The organism is Pseudomonas saudiphocaensis (assembly GCF_000756775.1).
Lineage (GTDB): Bacteria > Pseudomonadota > Gammaproteobacteria > Pseudomonadales > Pseudomonadaceae > Stutzerimonas > Stutzerimonas saudiphocaensis.
Map to the genome: position 1 here is coordinate 2,284,803 of NZ_CCSF01000001.1, position 16,007 is coordinate 2,300,809.

The 16,007-nt window shown below is 62.0% G+C and carries 19 protein-coding genes and 1 other RNA gene; 7 read left to right on the forward strand and 13 right to left on the reverse strand.

Going from position 1 to position 16,007, the window contains the following annotated elements; translation table 11 throughout:
- Positions 1–48: 48 nt before the first annotated feature.
- From gcvH to BN1079_RS10515, 8 genes are all read right to left on the reverse strand, one after another.
- The gene (gene gcvH / locus BN1079_RS10480; RefSeq protein WP_037024203.1) at positions 49–432 is read right to left on the reverse strand and encodes a glycine cleavage system protein GcvH; all 384 of its coding nucleotides are present in this window, start codon (positions 430–432) and stop codon (positions 49–51) included.
- Between the two features lie 63 nt (positions 433–495).
- Positions 496–1,578, reverse strand: coding sequence for a glycine cleavage system aminomethyltransferase GcvT (gene gcvT, locus BN1079_RS10485; RefSeq protein ID WP_037024204.1), 1,083 nt, complete (start codon positions 1,576–1,578; stop codon positions 496–498).
- A gap of 165 nt (positions 1,579–1,743) precedes the next feature.
- Positions 1,744–3,354: an ABC transporter permease gene (locus BN1079_RS10490; RefSeq protein ID WP_037024205.1), complete on the reverse strand. Its 1,611-nt coding sequence runs from the start codon at positions 3,352–3,354 to the stop codon at positions 1,744–1,746.
- A gap of 86 nt (positions 3,355–3,440) precedes the next feature.
- Positions 3,441–4,448, reverse strand: coding sequence for an extracellular solute-binding protein (locus BN1079_RS10495; RefSeq protein WP_037024206.1), 1,008 nt, complete (start codon positions 4,446–4,448; stop codon positions 3,441–3,443).
- Positions 4,449–4,560: 112 nt separating this feature from the next.
- On the reverse strand, positions 4,561–5,781 hold the full coding sequence (locus tag BN1079_RS10500) for a 2-octaprenyl-3-methyl-6-methoxy-1,4-benzoquinol hydroxylase (protein WP_037024207.1): 1,221 nt from the start codon (positions 5,779–5,781) through the stop codon (positions 4,561–4,563).
- A 244-nt stretch (positions 5,782–6,025) separates the two neighbouring features.
- A complete protein-coding gene (gene ubiH, locus BN1079_RS10505; protein ID WP_037024208.1) occupies positions 6,026–7,204 on the reverse strand; it encodes a 2-octaprenyl-6-methoxyphenyl hydroxylase in 1,179 nt (392 codons plus the stop codon).
- 3 nt (positions 7,205–7,207) lie between these two features.
- Positions 7,208–8,539 (reverse strand): Xaa-Pro aminopeptidase, encoded by a 1,332-nt coding sequence (gene pepP, locus BN1079_RS10510; protein ID WP_037024209.1) that lies wholly within the window; start codon positions 8,537–8,539, stop codon positions 7,208–7,210.
- A 15-nt stretch (positions 8,540–8,554) separates the two neighbouring features.
- On the reverse strand, positions 8,555–9,109 hold the full coding sequence (locus BN1079_RS10515) for a YecA/YgfB family protein (RefSeq protein ID WP_037024210.1): 555 nt from the start codon (positions 9,107–9,109) through the stop codon (positions 8,555–8,557).
- A gap of 124 nt (positions 9,110–9,233) precedes the next feature.
- Between BN1079_RS10515 and BN1079_RS10520 the strand changes: the two genes are divergently transcribed.
- The 4 genes from BN1079_RS10520 (at position 9,234) to BN1079_RS10530 (ending at position 10,596) form a co-directional block, all read left to right on the forward strand.
- Entirely contained in the window at positions 9,234–9,443 is a 210-nt protein-coding gene (locus BN1079_RS10520; protein WP_037024211.1) for a TIGR02449 family protein, read from the forward strand.
- On the forward strand, positions 9,440–9,751 hold the full coding sequence (locus tag BN1079_RS10525; RefSeq protein WP_037024212.1) for a cell division protein ZapA: 312 nt from the start codon (positions 9,440–9,442) through the stop codon (positions 9,749–9,751). The genes BN1079_RS10520 and BN1079_RS10525 overlap by 4 nt, the downstream gene beginning before the upstream one ends.
- Before the next feature lie 33 nt (positions 9,752–9,784).
- A non-coding RNA gene (gene ssrS / locus BN1079_RS17375) (6S RNA) lies at positions 9,785–9,963 on the forward strand.
- Positions 9,964–9,969: 6 nt separating this feature from the next.
- Positions 9,970–10,596 (forward strand): 5-formyltetrahydrofolate cyclo-ligase, encoded by a 627-nt coding sequence (locus tag BN1079_RS10530; RefSeq protein ID WP_037024213.1) that lies wholly within the window; start codon positions 9,970–9,972, stop codon positions 10,594–10,596.
- Between the two features lie 27 nt (positions 10,597–10,623).
- Here the strand turns inward: BN1079_RS10530 and BN1079_RS17720 are convergent, their stop codons facing one another.
- On the reverse strand, positions 10,624–10,773 hold the full coding sequence (locus BN1079_RS17720) for a hypothetical protein (RefSeq protein ID WP_171819299.1): 150 nt from the start codon (positions 10,771–10,773) through the stop codon (positions 10,624–10,626).
- A gap of 193 nt (positions 10,774–10,966) precedes the next feature.
- Here BN1079_RS17720 and BN1079_RS10535 point away from each other — a divergent pair, with 193 nt between their 5' ends.
- Positions 10,967–11,416, forward strand: a complete 450-nt coding sequence (locus BN1079_RS10535) for an EVE domain-containing protein (protein WP_037024214.1) — start codon at positions 10,967–10,969, stop codon at positions 11,414–11,416.
- Between the two features lie 15 nt (positions 11,417–11,431).
- On the opposite strand, the gene BN1079_RS10540 is transcribed toward BN1079_RS10535, so the two are convergent.
- Positions 11,432–11,866, reverse strand: a complete 435-nt coding sequence (locus tag BN1079_RS10540) for a flagellar basal body-associated protein FliL (RefSeq protein WP_171819333.1) — start codon at positions 11,864–11,866, stop codon at positions 11,432–11,434.
- Positions 11,867–11,991: 125 nt separating this feature from the next.
- Between BN1079_RS10540 and BN1079_RS10545 the strand changes: the two genes are divergently transcribed.
- On the forward strand, positions 11,992–12,972 hold the full coding sequence (locus tag BN1079_RS10545) for an NADPH:quinone oxidoreductase family protein (protein WP_037024215.1): 981 nt from the start codon (positions 11,992–11,994) through the stop codon (positions 12,970–12,972).
- Positions 12,973–13,034: 62 nt separating this feature from the next.
- Here the strand turns inward: BN1079_RS10545 and secB are convergent, their stop codons facing one another.
- The 3 genes from secB to BN1079_RS10560 all read right to left on the reverse strand — a co-directional run bounded on the left by secB (position 13,035) and on the right by BN1079_RS10560 (position 14,296).
- A complete protein-coding gene (gene secB / locus BN1079_RS10550; protein ID WP_037024217.1) occupies positions 13,035–13,526 on the reverse strand; it encodes a protein-export chaperone SecB in 492 nt (163 codons plus the stop codon).
- Between the two features lie 99 nt (positions 13,527–13,625).
- Positions 13,626–13,880 (reverse strand): glutaredoxin 3, encoded by a 255-nt coding sequence (grxC, locus tag BN1079_RS10555; RefSeq protein WP_037024218.1) that lies wholly within the window; start codon positions 13,878–13,880, stop codon positions 13,626–13,628.
- 2 nt (positions 13,881–13,882) lie between these two features.
- Entirely contained in the window at positions 13,883–14,296 is a 414-nt protein-coding gene (locus BN1079_RS10560) for a rhodanese-like domain-containing protein (protein WP_037024226.1), read from the reverse strand.
- 121 nt (positions 14,297–14,417) lie between these two features.
- Here BN1079_RS10560 and gpmI point away from each other — a divergent pair, with 121 nt between their 5' ends.
- Complete coding sequence (gene gpmI, locus BN1079_RS10565; protein ID WP_037024228.1) at positions 14,418–15,956, forward strand: 2,3-bisphosphoglycerate-independent phosphoglycerate mutase; 1,539 nt, start codon at positions 14,418–14,420, stop codon at positions 15,954–15,956.
- The last annotated feature ends 51 nt before the right edge of the window (positions 15,957–16,007 follow it).

Below are 16,007 nucleotides of genomic sequence, written 5' to 3' on the forward strand. Positions count from 1 at the left end.
TCCCGGAAAAAGAAAGCCCCGACAGAGCGGGGCTTGGCAATCTAACAATCAGGCGTCGCAGGAGGCCTTGTAGGCATCAGCACTGAGCAGCGCCTCCAGCTCCGCCGGGGTATCGGGCTGCAAACGATAGAACCAGCTGCCATAAGGATCGCTGTTGACCTGCTCGGGCGCATCGACAAGCTGCTCGTTGACGGCGGTGACGACGCCGGAGACCGGCGCATAGATGTCCGAGGCGGCTTTCACCGATTCCACCACACCTACCTGCTGACCGGCCTGGAACTGTTGGCCGACTTGCGGAAGCTCGACATAGACCACATCGCCCAAGGCTTCCTGGGCATGATCGGAAATTCCCACGCTGACGCTGCCATCGGCCTCCTGACGGGCCCATTCATGGCTGGCGGCGTAACGCAGATCGCTGGGTATGTCGCTCATTCATCTGTCCTCATGGATGTCGATGCGCTCGCGCAGGCACAGGCGCGAAGGTGTCGTTTTAAGTTATACCAGCACTTTTCCGTTACGCACAAAGGTTGGCCGCACCACACGCACGGGGTACCACTTGTTGCGGATCTCCACCTCGGCGCGCTCGGCGGTATTGGCCGGCACGCGCGCCAGGGCGATGGACTTGCCCAGCGTCGGGGAGAAGCTGCCACTGGTGATCTCGCCTTCGCCGATGCCGCTGACCCGCACCACCTGATGTGCGCGGAGCACGCCGCGCTCCTCCAGCACCAGACCGACCAGGCGCGGCTGCCCGTCCAGCTCACGCTGCGCCTCCAGAGCCGCACGACCGATGAAGTCACGCTCGGCCGGCTCCCAGGCAATGGACCAGCCCATGTTCGCCGCCAGCGGCGAGACATCTTCATGCATGTCCTGGCCGTAGAGGTTCAGCCCGGCCTCCAGGCGCAATGTGTCACGGGCGCCGAGGCCGATGGGCGCGATACCGGCGCCGACCAGCTCGCTGAAGAAGTCGGCCGCCTCGTCAGCCGGCAGCATGATTTCCAGGCCGTCTTCACCGGTATAGCCGGTGCGCCCGATAAACCAGTCGCCCGCGGTAAGGCCGTAGAAGGGCTTGAGTTCCTGGATCAGGGCAGCACGGCTCTGGGCGACGATATCCATCATCCGCGTCCGCGCCTGCGGCCCCTGGATGGCCAGCATCGCCAGGTCGGTGCGCTCCTGCAGCTCGACCTCGAAGTTTTCGGCCTGGGCCTTAAGCCAGGCCATGTCCTTGTCACGTGTGCCAGCATTGAGCACCAGGCGATAGCCCAGCTCGGTCAGGTAGACGATCAGGTCGTCGATCACCCCGCCGGCCTCGTTGAGCATCGCGCTGTAGAGTGCCTTGCCGACTTCTCTCAGGCGCGCCACGTCGTTGGCCAACAGGCGCTGCAGGTAAGCCTTGGCATGGGCACCGGCCACGTCGACGATGGTCATGTGGGAGACATCGAATACACCGCAATCACGTCGGACTTGATGGTGTTCTTCCACCTGCGAGCCGTAATGCAGCGGCATGTCCCAGCCGCCGAAATCAACCATTTTCGCGCCGAGTGCCACATGCTGGTCATAAAGGGGAGTGCGCTGACCCATGGGTTTCTCCTTCTGGGCAGGTCGCCGAAGTGGCAAAGGTGAAGCCTATATAAAGCCGCTTCGACAAAGACATGCGACTTTTGAATGGCGCGCATTGTAGCCGCAAGGTTGTGACAGGTCACGGCGCATCCGGCAGGCGGCCATCGCCGAAACGGCAGCACACCCTTAAGCTTTCGCTGAACGCCGGATCAGCAGGATGACCGGCAGCAGACCGACCAGCACTAGCGTCAATGCCGGCAGTGCGGCACGCGCCCATTCACCTTCGCTGGTCATCTCGAAGATGCGCACCGCCAGGGTGTCCCAACCGAAGGGGCGCATCAGCAGCGTGGCCGGCATCTCCTTTAGTACATCGACGAACACCAGCAATGCTGCGCTCAGGGTGCCGGGCAGCAGCAGCGGCAGATAGACCTTGAAAAACAGTGCCGGACCGCCGACCCCAAGGCTTCGCGATGCCTGGGGCAGCGACGGACGAATCCGCGCCAGGGCATTTTCCAGCGGGCCGAAAGCCACCGCCATAAAGCGGACCAGATAGGCCAGCAGCAAGGCACCGAGACTGCCCAGCAGGATCGGCTTGCCAGCACCGCCAAGCCAGGCGGAAAGCGGGATGACCAGCTCGCGGTCCAGGTAGCTGAAGGCAAGCATGATCGACACCGCGAGCACCGAGCCTGGCAGCGCATAGCCGAGATTCGCCAAGCCCACTGCCGCGCGGATCGGGCGCACCGGCGCCTGTCGCCGGGCGAAGGCCAGCAGCAACGCCACCGCCACGGTGATCAGCGCGGCCAGCGCGCCCAGATAGAGCGTATGCAGGATCAGCCCGGCGTAACGTTCGTCGAAGTCGAAGCGCCCGCGCTGCCAGAGCCAGACCAGCAGTTGCAACATCGGGATCACAAAGGCGCAGAGAAACACCAGCCCGCACCAGGTGGTGGCTGCCAGCGCCTTGGCGCCGCGCAGGTGGTAAAGCGCTGTCGAGCGTGCCCGGTCGTTGGCCGGCCTGGCCACGCCGCGGGCACGCCGCTCGCCGTAGAGCACCAGCATCACCGCCAGCAACAGCAGGCTAGCCAGCTGGGTGGCGCTGCTGAGGCTGAAAAAGCCGTACCAGGTCTTGTAGATGGCAGTGGTAAAGGTGTCGAAATTGAACACCGACACTGCGCCAAAGTCCGCCAGAGTCTCCATCAGCGCCAGCGCCATGCCGGCCCCGATGGCCGGTCGCGCCATGGGTAGCGCCACGCTCCAGAAAGCCTTCCAGGGTGACTGCCCAAGCACCCGCGCCGCCTCCATCAAGCCTTTGCCCTGGGCAATAAAGGCCGAACGCGCGAGCAGATAGACGTATGGGTAGAACACCAGCACCAGAACGATGATTACCCCGCCAGTGGAGCGCACCCTGGGAAAACGCACACCGCTGCCAAACCATTCGCGCGCCAGCGTCTGCACCGGCCCGGCGAAATCCAGCAAGCCGATAAAGACGAACGCCAGCACGTAGGCGGGAATTGCAAATGGGAGCATCAGCGCCCAGTCCAGCCAGCGCCGGCCGGGAAACTCGCAGAGCGCCGTCAACCAGGCGAGGCTGGTACCCAGCACCACCACGCCGACGCCGACACCCAGCACCAGTGTCAGGGTGTTACCCAGCAGGCGCGGGATCTGGGTGTCCCAAAGGTGCGACCAGATTGCTACATCGATGTCGCCCCAGCTGAACAACAGAACACTCAGCGGCAGCAACACCAGTGCAGCCACTGTGAACGTGAGGGGGTACCAGCGTCGCTCGACGGGGTGGGACACGCAGGCCTCGTAAGCAGGAATGAAAACGCCCCCGACCAGGCGGGGGCGGCGAGTATAACCGCATCGCAAAGACGACTGCGGGCGGTTTACCTCCAGCCGGCGCGGTCCATCAGCCGAATGGCTTCAGCCTGGCGCTTGCCGGCGACTTCAACCGGAATGGTGTCAGCCTTGAACTCGCCCCAGGAAGCCACTTCCGCAGACGGCTTCACGTTCGGATTGGCGGGGAATTCCATATTGGCATCGGCAAAAATGCTTTGCGCTTCGGGCGTGGTCATCCACTCCACCAGCTTGCGCGCCGCATCAGGGTTCGGTGCATGTTTGGTCAAGCCAATACCGGACAGGTTGACGTGAACGCCACGGTCTTCCTGATTCGGCCAGAACAGCTTGGCTTTCAGATCCGGCTTCTGCTTGTGCAGACGCCCAAAGTAATAGGTATTGACGATGCCGACATCGCACTGCCCGGCGTCGACGGCCTGGATCAGGGCGGTGTCATCGGCAAAAACGTCAGTGGCCAGGTTGCCTACCCAGCTTTGGATGATTTCCTCGGTCTTCTCCGCGCCATGGGTTTCAATCATGGTGGCAGTCAGCGATTGGTTGTAGACCTTCTTGCTGGTCCGCAGGCACAGACGACCATCCCAGCGCTCGTCGGCCAGGGCTTCATAAGTGGTCAGCTCGCCGTCTTCGACGCGCTCGGGGGAATAGACGATGGTACGTGCACGCAGCGACAGGCCGGTCCAGGCATCGTTGGAGGAACGATACTGGGCGGGAATACTGTCTTTTACCTGCTGGGAGTTCATCGGCTGCAGGATGCCCATCTGCTCGGCCTGCCAGAGGTTGCCGCCATCGACGGTCAGCAGCAGGTCGGCGGGGGTATTGGCGCCTTCGGCCTTGATCCGCGCCATCAGCGGCGCTTCCTTGTCAGTGATGAACTTGACCTTCACACCGGTCTTTTCGGTGTAGGCATCGAATACGGGCTTGATCAACTCGTCGATACGCGAGGAGTAGACCACTACTTCCTCGGCGGCCTGTACGGCGCCGGACAGCGCCGTTGTGAGCGCTACAGCGGCGGCGAGTAGAGCTTTGCGTGCCTGCATGAATCAGCCTCTCTTTTATGGCTCGATTGAAGAGGCCAAATAGTAGTAGTTTTCATTTCGCTTCTCAACGCGACATTTTGTGCCAAATCAAGTCCAGGCCAAAAATCTGAATTCAGGGCCTCGCCAGTTCGGGCAGGTCCCCCGAAAGGCCCAGCGCCTGGCGCACGAACAGCGCCTTCGCCTGCGGCAGCGCCTCGACGCCTTTCAGCCCGGCGTTGCGTAGCCAGCGCAACGGCAGGGCATCGGCCTGGAACAGTCGCTCGAAACTCTCCATGGCGGCCATCATCGCCAGGTTGTGCGGCATTCGCCGACGCTCGAAGCGCGCCAGCACACGCGGATCGCCGGGGCTCATGCCTCGCTGCAGCGCCGCGAGCAGCACCTCGGCCAGTACCGCAGCATCCAGCAGGCCGAGGTTGACCCCCTGCCCGGCCAACGGGTGGATGGTGTGCGCGGCATCGCCGATCAGCGCCAGCCCGGGTTCCACGTAACGCTTGGCGTGGCGCTGGCGTAGCGGAATGCACAGCCGTGGATCGACCTCCAGCACCTCGCCCAGCCGCTCCTCAAAGGCACGCCCAAGCGCCTGACGGAAGTCCTCGTCGCCCAGCGCCATCAGCCGCTGCGCCTCGGGCTCGGTGGTGGACCAGACAATGGAGCACCAGTGTTCGTCAGCGTCGCGCTGCAGGGGTAGGAAGGCCAGCGGGCCATCGTCTGTGAAGCGCTGCCAGGCCGTGCGCTGATGGGGCTCGGCGCAACGCACGCTGGTGACAATAGCGTGGTGCAGGTAATCCCACTCACGAGTGTCACAGCCGGCCAAGCGCCGTACCGCCGAATTCGCGCCGTCGGCTGCAACCAGCAGCCCGGTACTCAGCTGCTGGCCGCCAGCAAGGGTCAGGTGCCAGCCGGCGTCGTCCCGATGCAGCTGTTCCAGACGCGCTCCAGCGATCAGCTCTACCGAGCCGCGGGCCTTGAGCGCCTCCAGCAGCGCATCCTGCACCACCCGGTTCTCGACGATATGGCCGAGCACTTCGGCATGTACCGAAGCAGCGGAAAAATGGATCTGCCCAGTACCGGAGCCATCCCACACACGCATTTCGCTGTAGGGACTTGCGCGGCGGCGAACGATACCCGACCAGGCACCGACGCGTTCGAGTATGCGCTGGCTGGCAGCGGACAGTGCGCTTACGCGGGGTTCGAAAGGGTCGGATGGAGCGAAGGCTTGCGGTTCAAGCGGCCCGGCATCAATCAGGCGAATGTTCAGCCCGCACTCCTGCAGCGCCAGTGCCAGCGTGCTGCCGACCATCCCCGCGCCCACGATGATGAGGTCCGCTTGCATCATTCTCTCCTGCGAGTTTTCAACGATCTGCGAAAAGGCCAGTTCCAGTTATGTGATGGCACGACCCTGTCTTTATATGAAAGCGCGCGGGCAGCCCTCGAAGGCCTGACAGGCGCATCGCACCCCGTGGGAGCGAATTCATTCGCGAGCTTTCAGCATCGCCACATAACAGCTGCGGACAAGTCCGCTCCTACAAAAGCCGAACAGCGGCTCCTCATATCACGGTGCATCTTGAACAGCGAGTTCAGCTTTCCCGCGCGCCCAGCCCCATGGCCTGGCGGGCAAACCAGCCCTTGGCCGGAGGCAGCAGGTCCAGCGCCAGCAGACCCAAATTGCGCCCTGCCCTGATCAGCGAGCTGGGCTCACCGAACAGGCGCGTCAAACGATCGGAAAAACCCACGGTCAGGTGCTGATCAAGATGCTGGCGGCGCTGATATTCCTGAAGCACGGCCAAATCCCCCGGTGCCGCGCCGCTACCCAGCAGGGTCGCGGCCAGCACGTCGGCATCGCGTAGCGACAGGTTGTAACCCTGGCCCGCGATCGGGTGGAGGCTATGGGCGGCGTTGCCCAGCACCACCAGTCCACTGCGCACCTGCTCGGCCGCTTCAACCAGCGCCAGTGGGTAGAGATGCCGCGCGCCTACCTGCTGAAAGCCACCCAGGCGATAGCCAAAGGCCTGCTGTAGCTCATCGAGAAACTGCGCTTCGTTCAGGGCTACCAGCCGTGCCGCATCCGCGTGCGAACGACTCCAGATCAGTGCGCAGCGGTTATCACGCACCGGCAGCAGTGCCATCGGGCCGTCGTCGGTGAAGCGCTCGAATGCGTGACCGCCGTGAGGCTTGCCGGGCGTCACATTGGCGATCAGCGCGGTTTGTCCGTAAGGCGTGTGCTTGACGGCGACGCCGAGCTGCTCGCGCAATGCCGAGCGACCGCCGTCTGCAAGCACCGCCAGATCGCATTCAAGCTGACTGCCATCAGTCAGAGTCAGTTGCCAGCCATCAACGGTGGGCTGCATACGCGCCACTTCCGCAGGACAATGGCGCTGCACCACCTCGTCGTCCAGCGCCTGCCACAGGCAATGGCCGATCCAGGCGTTTTCCACCACATAACCCAGCGCCGGCACCTGCTCGGTTTGCGCATCCAGGCGGGTGGCGCCCGCGCGACCACGGTCGGAAACCTGAATATGGGTGATAGGTTCAGCACGCTCGGCAATCTGCTCCCAGACGCCCAGGCGCTGATAGATCAGCCGGGTGCCGTAGGACAGCGCCGTGGAGCGTGCGTCGTAGCTGGGCTGATACTCGTTACCCGGAGCAAATGGCTCGATCAGCAGGATGCTCCAACCGCGCTGTTTGGCGCCCTGTTGCAATGCCTGAGCCAGACTGGCGCCAACCAGCCCGCCGCCGATGATCGCCAGTACGCTCATGACTCAGGCTTCCTCGTGCGCGGCAGCCATCAGCGCCTCGATTTCGGCGACGCTCTTGGGCACACCGCCGGTGAGGATTTCACAGCCGGTCTTGGTGACCACCACATCATCCTCGATGCGCACGCCGATGCCGCGCCATTTTTTCGCCACCAGCAGATTGTCCGCCGCGATATAGATGCCCGGCTCGACGGTCATCGCCATGCCGGGCTCGAGCACACGCCATTCGCCGCCAACCTTGTAGTCGCCGACGTCATGCACATCCATTCCCAGCCAGTGACCGGCCCGGTGCATATAAAAGGGTTTGTAGGCCTCGCTGGCGATCAGCTCGTCCACCTCGCCCTGCAGCAGACCCAGCCTTACCAGGCCGGCGGTGATGACTCGCACGGTAGCCTCGTGCGCCTCGTTCCAGTGGCGACCAGGGGCAATGAACTTGAAGGCTTCTTCATTGGCGGCCAGCACCAGCTCATAGATCGCCTTCTGTTCCGGCGAAAACTTGCCGTTGACCGGAAAGGTGCGGGTGATGTCGCTGGCGTAGCAGTCGATCTCGCAGCCGGCATCGATCAAGACCAGATCACCGTCCTTGAGCGGTGCATCATTCTCGCGGTAGTGCAAAATGCAGGCATTGCGGCCCGCCGCGACAATGGAACCATAGGCCGGCATCTTCGCCCCGCCCTTGCGGAATTCGTAGTCCAGCTCGGCTTCCAAATGATATTCGAACAGCCCGGCGCGACTGGCCTGCATGGCGCGGATATGCGCACGGGCGGAAATCTCCGCCGCGTGCTTCATCACCTTCACCTCGCTGCCCGACTTGTACAGACGCATGTCGTGCAGCAGGTGGTCGAGGGCGACAAATTCATTGGGCGGCTGCGCGCCCTGGCGAACCTTGGCACGGATGGTCTTGATCCACTCCATCAGGCGGTGATCAAAAGCTTCGTTGGTGCCGATGGCGTAGTAGACACGCGAACGGCCCTCGATCAGGCCTGGCAAAATGTCGTCGATGTCGCCGATGGGGAAGGCGTCGTCCGCGCCGTATTCGCTAATTGCACCGTCTTGCCCGGCACGTAGGCCATCCCAGAGTTCGCGCTCAGGATCGCGCTCGCGGCAGAACAGCACATACTCGCCGTGCTCACGCCCCGGAATCAGTGCAATTACGGCTTCCGGCTCGGGGAAGCCGGAGAGGTACTGGAAGTCACTGTCCTGACGGTAGACATGCTCGACGTCGCGATTGCGGATATACACCGGCGCCGCCGGCAGGATGGCAATACTGTCGGGTTCCATCTGCTCCATCAGCGCCTTGCGACGGCGGGCGTATTCCGATTTCGGGATGCGAGTCATAGGCGAGTGCGGTCCTTAATGCAGGGAAGGTTTGGCCGTCGGCGCCAGCGGCTTGGCACATTCGGCGAACAGCAGCAGCGGCGCGACACGCAGGTACTCCATCACCTCCATGTAATCACTTTCACCATCCTCGGACTCTTCCAGCCCACCCTGCACCTGAGCAATGGCGGCCATGTCCTGCAGCACTTCCATGGCTTCGGCGCTCAGCGCCCGGTCACCGGCGATCAGCCCGAAACCGGCGAGAAAGCTCTGGCACCACTGCCCCAGCGCCAGTGCGCGCTCGGCCAGCGGCGCATCGTCGGAAGGCAACAGCATGACGATGGCGATATCGTCGCCGGCCAGCTCTCCCTTGACCATTTCCTGCAAGCCGATCAGGGCTTGGCGCACCGACTCCTCAGGCTCGCCACCGAGCAGTTCGCCGGCATCGTGCAGCCAGGCGTCGATGTCGAAACCGGCTCCGGCACAGCTGCGGCCAAGCAGCAAACCATGCAGTTCGGCGGGGGTAACAGCCAGTGGAGTGTTGGCCAACAATGTGGCGAAGGCAGCATAAGGCGAGTTCTGAATGGGCATTGGCAGCTAGGCGCACCGCGGCGCTAATGTCTAGAATGAAGGCCTAGTATCCTAGCACCGGCGAACGAGCCAAGACCATCGAAGCGAGTCCCGCCGGCATTCGCCTCAATCATCTGGATATCCCATGGAAGACGCCGATCTGCAATTGCTGAGCACCCGGCTGGAGCAGCTGATTCAGCACCTCGAGCAGTTGAAAGTACAGAATCGCCTGCTGCTGCACAGTGAACAGGCGTGGCGCGAGGAACGCGCTCAACTGATTGAAAAGAACGAAATGGCCCGCGTGAAGGTCGAATCCATGATTTCGCGCCTGAAAGCTCTGGAGCAGGACTCATGAACCAGCCGAACACCGTTACCGTGCATATCCTCGACAAGGAGTACTGCATCTCCTGTCCGCCAGAGGAGCGCAGCAACCTGGAAGGTGCCGCGAGCTACCTTGACCGCAAGATGCGGGAAATTCGCAGCAGCGGAAAAGTCATAGGCGCCGACCGCATTGCGGTAATGGCTGCGCTGAACATCACTCACGAACTGCTGCACAAGCATGACCGCCTGGACGCCGAGGCCAACAGCGCCCGCGAGCATGTGCGCACGCTGCTTGAGCGCGTCGACAGCGCATTGGCCGACCAGAACAGCTCAGGCAACTGACGAACGGTTCACATATTGCGCTATAATCCCCGCACCTCCCTGGCATGTTTGCCAGTCGGCGAAGACCCTCTCCCGATAAGCAACAACCTGGAGGCTACATGTGGTGCCGGTGTGCATGTCCGCCTGACGGAAAGCCTTAAGGTATCCTGTAGTCGCCACCTTGAACTCTCGGGTTCAAGGGCCTACGCGGGCAGCGGCATGCTGGGGAGTCTTTTTTCATGAACATCGCCGAAGGCCTTTCGCGCCCGGCACTGCGCAGACTGTTGCGACAGAAGCGCCGTAATCTTTCCCCCCTTCAACAGCGCATTGCCGCACAAGGACTTTATCGCCAGCTGGCACAGCATCCGCTGTTTCGTCGCGCACGACATATCGCTCTGTACCTGCCCAACGATGGCGAAATCGACCCTCGGCCTTTGCTACATGCCGCTCAGAGAATGGGCAAGGCCACCTATCTTCCGGTATTGAATGCCTGGCCGAGGACCCGCATGGCCTTTCAGCGCATCCTTCCGGGCGAAACCCTGAAGCCCAATCGCTTCGGCATTGCCGAGCCGCTGTTTTGCCCTGCACGGCAACGACCGGTATGGACGCTGGATATACTGCTCATGCCGCTGGTGGGCTTCGACGAGCACGGCGGACGCCTGGGTATGGGCGGGGGCTTTTATGATCGCAGCCTGGCGTATCGCTCAAGGCGCAAAAAAAGTCACAAACCGACACTTTTAGGCCTTGCCCATGAATGCCAGAAGGTAGATCGCCTGCCGCTGGCCAGCTGGGATGTCGAACTGCAAGCGACGGTGACTGACAGAAGCTGGTACGTGAAACGGGACAGAACGTCCGAAGAGAGGTAGCACGCCGCATCCATGCGGCACAGCGGATCAGCGCTGATGGAGTTGCTGGGAATGATTGATAGGGACCTGCGCCGAGTCGTCAGAGCGCTCCCACAGACCCTGGGTATAGCCCGTGGTAACCACGCCCAGGCCAAACACCAGCACCAGAACCCAAAGAATATCCGGTTTGCGTTTCATGATTTGTTCGCCTCCCCCTTCAAGGCGAATAGTCCCTGCCAGGCCGTATCGTTCTAGTTTTAAGCCTGACACCACCACCTCAAGCGCGGCATTCTCCGCTATGCATCCATGCAGTGCAAACACGCATTAGGACCGATTGTCGGGGAATTTTGCGTTTGAGAACCTTCCAAGCGAGTAACAGGAAGCAAGTAGCATGCCGTACTGGTTGATGAAGTCCGAACCTGACGAATTTTCCATTCGAAATCTCGAACAAATGGGCCGAGCACGCTGGGACGGGGTGCGCAATTATCAGGCCCGCAATTTCCTGCGGGCGATGAACGAGGGAGACCGATTTTTCTTCTATCACTCCAGCTGTGCAACGCCCGGCATCGCCGGAATCGGCAGCATCGTGCGGACGGCCTATGCAGACCCAACTGCCCTCGATCCGGACAGCCCTTACCGCGATGCCAAAGCCTGTGAGCAGAAAAATCCCTGGAGCGCGGTTGACGTTGAGTTCGTGGAGCGCTTCGAGCAGCTCCTGACGCTCCCCCAGCTCAAGGCCGAACCGGCGCTAGAGCAGATGCCACTGGTGCAAAAAGGCAATCGACTTTCGGTAATGCCCGTCAGCGAGGCGCAGTGGCTGGCCATCTTGGCCATGCGCTAAAGAGGCAATCAGCCCTTACTGGATGATCAGGTTGTTAAACAGAAGATCATCCACCAGCGGACGCCCCTCCTCCTGGGTAAGCACCGCCTGCACCTGCTGAAGGGCTTCGTTGCGCAAGGCCTCCTTGGCCTCGACGCTGCTCAGGCTAGCCTCTGTCTGCTGAGAAAACAGCATCACCAACTGATTGCGTATCAGCGGCTCATGATGCTTGACCCTGGCTTCGGCCTCACTGCTGCCAATGCGCAGAGCGACGTCGGCCTTGTAGTATTTCAACCGCCCATCCGAACCGTAGTTGCCTACCAACGCCGGCGTTAGGGTGTAGTAGATGGTTTTCGCTACCGTATCCTCTGCGGCCTTTTCGGCCAGGGCCGGGACTGACAGCCCAAGGGCCAGACAGAAAGCAAGAATGCGCGTCACGGGAAGACTCCAGGAAAGAACGACCGCCAGCATAACCAGAGCCAGACGCAGACCCAAGCCCGCCCTGTTATGTATGTACATCACGGCAGACCATGCTCGTTGCGCCTGCGGAGCACCCTTCTAGACTGGCGAACGAACCCTACCGATAAGGAAGCCCCATGAAAGCCGTCCTCTGCAAAGCGTTTGGTCCCGCCGAAAACCTCGTTATCGAGGAAATCGATAGCCCCACGATCAAGAAAGGCGAGGTACTGCTTGACGTGCATGCAGCCGGGGTCAACTTTCCGGACACGCTGATCATTGAGGGCAAGTACCAGTTCAAACCGCCCTTCCCCTTTTCCCCGGGCGGCGAAGCGGCCGGGGTGGTGACCGCAGTTGGCGAGAGCATTACCCACCTGAAGGTCGGCGACCGGGTCATGGCCCTGACCGGCTGGGGCAGCTTTGCCGAACAGGTTGCCGTAGCCGGCCAGAACACGCTGCCGATTCCTGCCACCATGGACTTCACCACTGCCGCTGCCTTCGGCATGACCTACGGCACCTCGATGCACGCCCTCAAGCAGCGCGCCAATCTACAGCCCGGTGAAACCCTGCTGGTTCTCGGCGCTTCCGGCGGCGTTGGCCTGGCGGCGGTGGAGATCGGCAAGGCCATGGGCGCCCGAGTGATCGCAGCCGCCTCGACCGACGAGAAGCTGGAGGTCGCGAAAAATGCCGGAGCCGATGAGCTCGTCAATTACAGCGAGTGCAGCCTGCGCGAACGCCTGAAAGAACTTACCCAAGGACAGGGCGTGGATGTGATCTACGATCCGGTCGGTGGCGGGCTGTTCGAGGAGGCGTTTCGCAGCATTGCCTGGAACGGGCGCATGCTGGTGGTGGGATTTGCCGCCGGCGGCGAGATCCCGGCACTGCCGGCCAACCTGCCCCTGCTCAAGGGCGCCGCACTGATCGGCGTGTTCTGGGGCGCCTTCGCCCAGCGCCAGCCCCACGACAATGCCGCCAACTTCAGGCAGCTGTTCGCCTGGCATGCCGAAGGCAAGGTCAAGCCGTTGGTTTCACAGACTTTTGAGCTGAAACAGGCCGGCCGGGCAATCGAGACGCTGGGGCAGCGCAAGGCCGTGGGGAAACTCGTGGTGAAGGTGCGCTGACAGGCTGCAGGCTGATAGAGGGTGGCAGCTACGAAGCTCCACCCTGCCACAGCATTGCGTTATCAGTGAGTAGCGGGCGCCTGGGCAGCCTGCTGCATGCGCTCCATTTCCTGAGCGTAGAGTGCATCGAAGTTCACCGGCGCCAACATCAGGGCCGGGAAGGAGCCGCGGGTAACCAGGCTGTCCAGCGCTTCGCGAGCGTAGGGAAAGAGGATGTTCGGGCAGAAAGCCCCCAGCGTATGGCTCATCGCCTGAGGCTCAAGGCCCTTGATCAGGAAAATCCCCGCCTGCTGGACTTCGGCGATAAAGGCGACTTCCTCACCAGTTTTCACGGTGACCGACAGGGTCAACACCACTTCATGGAAATCACCTTCCAACGACTTCTGGCGGGTGTTCAGATCCAGCCCTACGCTGGGGTTCCACTCCTGACGGAAGATCTCGGGGCTCTTCGGCGCCTCGAAGGACAGGTCGCGAACATAGATGCGCTGCAGGGAAAACTGTGCGCCCTGCTCCTGCTCAGCGGCAGCTGCGCCGGTGTTTGCTTGTTCAGTCATGTGAAAGCCTTCTCGCTGTGTGCGTTGTTGTAATGATTCCACGCCCGAACCCAGCGTTCGGGCACCCCTGGCAGATCGTTGAACGCCTGGTTCGACCGATCAGCCCTTTAGCATCGCATCCAGCTTTGCTGCACGCTCCAGTGCATGCAGCTCATCACAGCCACCGACGTGCCTGTCTCCGATCCAGATCTGCGGAACAGAAGTGCGCCCAGCCTTGCGGGCCATTTCCGCGCGCAAGGCGGGCTTGCCGTCCACGGAGATCTCTTGAAAGGTGACGCCCTTGCTTTTCAGCAGGCTCTTGGCCCGCACGCAATAGGGGCACCAGGCGGTGGTATAGATGACGACTTCGGGCATGCTTACTTGACCACTGGCAGATTGTCGCCGCGCCAGCTGGACATCCCTCCAGACAGCTTAACGGCGGTAAAGCCCGCCTTTTTAAGCTCACGGCAGGCCGCTCCGGAGTGCTGGCCGATGGCGTCGACGACGATGATCGTCTTGGCCTTGTACTTTTCCAGCTCACCCAGTCGGCTGACCAGTTTTTCATGGGGAATGTTCAATGAATCGACGATATGGCCAGCGTCGAACTCCTTCTTGGCCCGCACGTCCAAGACCACGCCTTCGTCGCGGTTGACCAGTGCCGTCAGCTCGCGAGTGGCCAGGCTCTTGCCGCCCTTCTGCATTTCGGTAATTGCCAGCAGAACCAGCAGAGCCAGGAAGATACTGACCAGTACAAAGTTGTTAGAAGCAAATTCAATCAGGTTAGCGACCATCTACAAGGTTCCCGGAGGGTAAAATCCCGGCAGTATACACAGCCCCTGTTGCCGGCTGAACCCTGTCAATCGTGTAGAATTGCCGCCCTTATTCGCGCCCCCTCGTGCAAGGAGCCAGATAATGCCCGCCGCGCCCAAACCCCTGGTACTGATCATCCTCGATGGCTTCGGACACAGCGACAGCCCCGAGTACAACGCCATACACGCTGCCAGTACGCCGGTCTATGACCAGCTGCGCGCCACGCGCCCCCATGGGCTGATCTCCGGCAGCGGCATGGATGTCGGCCTGCCCGACGGCCAGATGGGCAACTCGGAAGTCGGCCACATGAACCTCGGCGCGGGCCGCGTGGTGTATCAGGACTTCACCCGCGTGACCAAATCCATCCGTGACGGCGACTTTTTCTCCAACCCGGCCATCTGCGCGGCAGTGGACAAGGCGGCAAGCAACGGCAAGGCCGTGCATATCCTCGGCCTGCTCTCCGATGGCGGCGTTCACAGCCATCAGGATCACCTGGTGGCCATGGCCGAACTGGCGGCCAAGCGCGGCGCCGAGAAGATCTATCTGCACGCCTTCCTCGATGGCCGCGACACCCCGCCCAAGAGCGCGCAAAGCTCCATCGAACTGCTGCAGGCCACCTTCACCCGCCTGGGCAAGGGCCGCATCGCCAGCCTGATCGGTCGCTATTACGCGATGGACCGCGATAATCGCTGGGACCGCGTCCAGCAGGCTTATGAGCTGATCGTCGACGGCAAGGCCGAGTTCCAGTCCGATTACGCTGTGGACGGTTTGATCGCAGCCTACGAGCGCGGCGAGAGCGATGAGTTCGTCAAAGCCACCAGCATTGGCGAGCCAGTGCGAGTAGAAGATGGCGATGCCGTGGTATTCATGAATTTCCGCGCCGACCGCGCGCGCGAGCTGACCCGCGCCTTCGTCGAGCCCGGTTTCAAGGAATTCCAGCCCACCCGCACCCCGCAGCTGGCCGGCTTTGTCATGCTCACCCAGTACGCCGCGAGCATTCCCGCACCGGCCGCCTTTGCCCCGGAAGCGCTGACCAATGTGCTCGGCGAGTATCTGGCCAACAACGGCAAGACCCAGTTGCGCATCGCCGAGACCGAGAAGTACGCCCACGTCACCTTCTTCTTCTCCGGCGGCCGCGAAGAACCCTTCGTCGGCGAAGAGCGCATCCTGATCCCGTCGCCGCAGGTTGCCACTTATGACCTGCAGCCGGAGATGAGCGCGCCGGAAGTCACCGACCGCATCGTCGACGCCATCGACAATCAGCGCTTCGACGTGATCATCGTCAACTACGCCAACGGCGACATGGTCGGCCACACCGGCGTGTTCGAGGCAGCAGTCAAAGCGGTGGAATGCCTGGACAAGTGCGTCGGGCGCATTGTCGAAGCGCTGGAGCGGGTCGGCGGCGAGGCATTGATTACTGCCGACCACGGCAATGTCGAGCAGATGGAAGATGTCATGACCGGTCAGGCGCACACCGCCCACACCTGCGAACCGGTGCCGTTCATCTATGTTGGCAAGCGCGAGGTCAGCATCCGCCAGGGCGGCGTACTTGCCGATGTCGCGCCGACCATGCTGACCCTGCTGGGTCTGCCGGTACCGGCAGAAATGACCGGGCGCTCAATCGTCGAACTGAAAGCTTGAAGTCATAGGGTGGGTGAAACACACCGCTGCGCTATGGCCGTCGCGCACCAT

Excerpts from the sequence above, each read along its gene's own strand:
- gcvH (WP_037024203.1), bottom strand. The coding sequence starts at position 432 with ATGAGCGACATACCCAGCGATCTGCGTTACGCCGCCAGCCATGAATGG.
- gcvT (WP_037024204.1), bottom strand. The coding sequence starts at position 1,578 with ATGGGTCAGCGCACTCCCCTTTATGACCAGCATGTGGCACTCGGCGCG.
- BN1079_RS10495 (WP_037024206.1), bottom strand. The coding sequence starts at position 4,448 with ATGCAGGCACGCAAAGCTCTACTCGCCGCCGCTGTAGCGCTCACAACG.
- BN1079_RS10500 (WP_037024207.1), bottom strand. The coding sequence starts at position 5,781 with ATGCAAGCGGACCTCATCATCGTGGGCGCGGGGATGGTCGGCAGCACG.
- ubiH (WP_037024208.1), bottom strand. The coding sequence starts at position 7,204 with ATGAGCGTACTGGCGATCATCGGCGGCGGGCTGGTTGGCGCCAGTCTG.
- pepP (WP_037024209.1), bottom strand. The coding sequence starts at position 8,539 with ATGACTCGCATCCCGAAATCGGAATACGCCCGCCGTCGCAAGGCGCTG.
- BN1079_RS10515 (WP_037024210.1), bottom strand. The coding sequence starts at position 9,109 with ATGCCCATTCAGAACTCGCCTTATGCTGCCTTCGCCACATTGTTGGCC.
- BN1079_RS10520 (WP_037024211.1), top strand. The coding sequence starts at position 9,234 with ATGGAAGACGCCGATCTGCAATTGCTGAGCACCCGGCTGGAGCAGCTG.
- BN1079_RS10525 (WP_037024212.1), top strand. The coding sequence starts at position 9,440 with ATGAACCAGCCGAACACCGTTACCGTGCATATCCTCGACAAGGAGTAC.
- BN1079_RS10530 (WP_037024213.1), top strand. The coding sequence starts at position 9,970 with ATGAACATCGCCGAAGGCCTTTCGCGCCCGGCACTGCGCAGACTGTTG.
- BN1079_RS17720 (WP_171819299.1), bottom strand. The coding sequence starts at position 10,773 with ATGAAACGCAAACCGGATATTCTTTGGGTTCTGGTGCTGGTGTTTGGC.
- BN1079_RS10535 (WP_037024214.1), top strand. The coding sequence starts at position 10,967 with ATGCCGTACTGGTTGATGAAGTCCGAACCTGACGAATTTTCCATTCGA.
- BN1079_RS10540 (WP_171819333.1), bottom strand. The coding sequence starts at position 11,866 with ATGCTGGCGGTCGTTCTTTCCTGGAGTCTTCCCGTGACGCGCATTCTT.
- BN1079_RS10545 (WP_037024215.1), top strand. The coding sequence starts at position 11,992 with ATGAAAGCCGTCCTCTGCAAAGCGTTTGGTCCCGCCGAAAACCTCGTT.
- secB (WP_037024217.1), bottom strand. The coding sequence starts at position 13,526 with ATGACTGAACAAGCAAACACCGGCGCAGCTGCCGCTGAGCAGGAGCAG.
- grxC (WP_037024218.1), bottom strand. The coding sequence starts at position 13,880 with ATGCCCGAAGTCGTCATCTATACCACCGCCTGGTGCCCCTATTGCGTG.
- BN1079_RS10560 (WP_037024226.1), bottom strand. The coding sequence starts at position 14,296 with ATGGTCGCTAACCTGATTGAATTTGCTTCTAACAACTTTGTACTGGTC.
- gpmI (WP_037024228.1), top strand. The coding sequence starts at position 14,418 with ATGCCCGCCGCGCCCAAACCCCTGGTACTGATCATCCTCGATGGCTTC.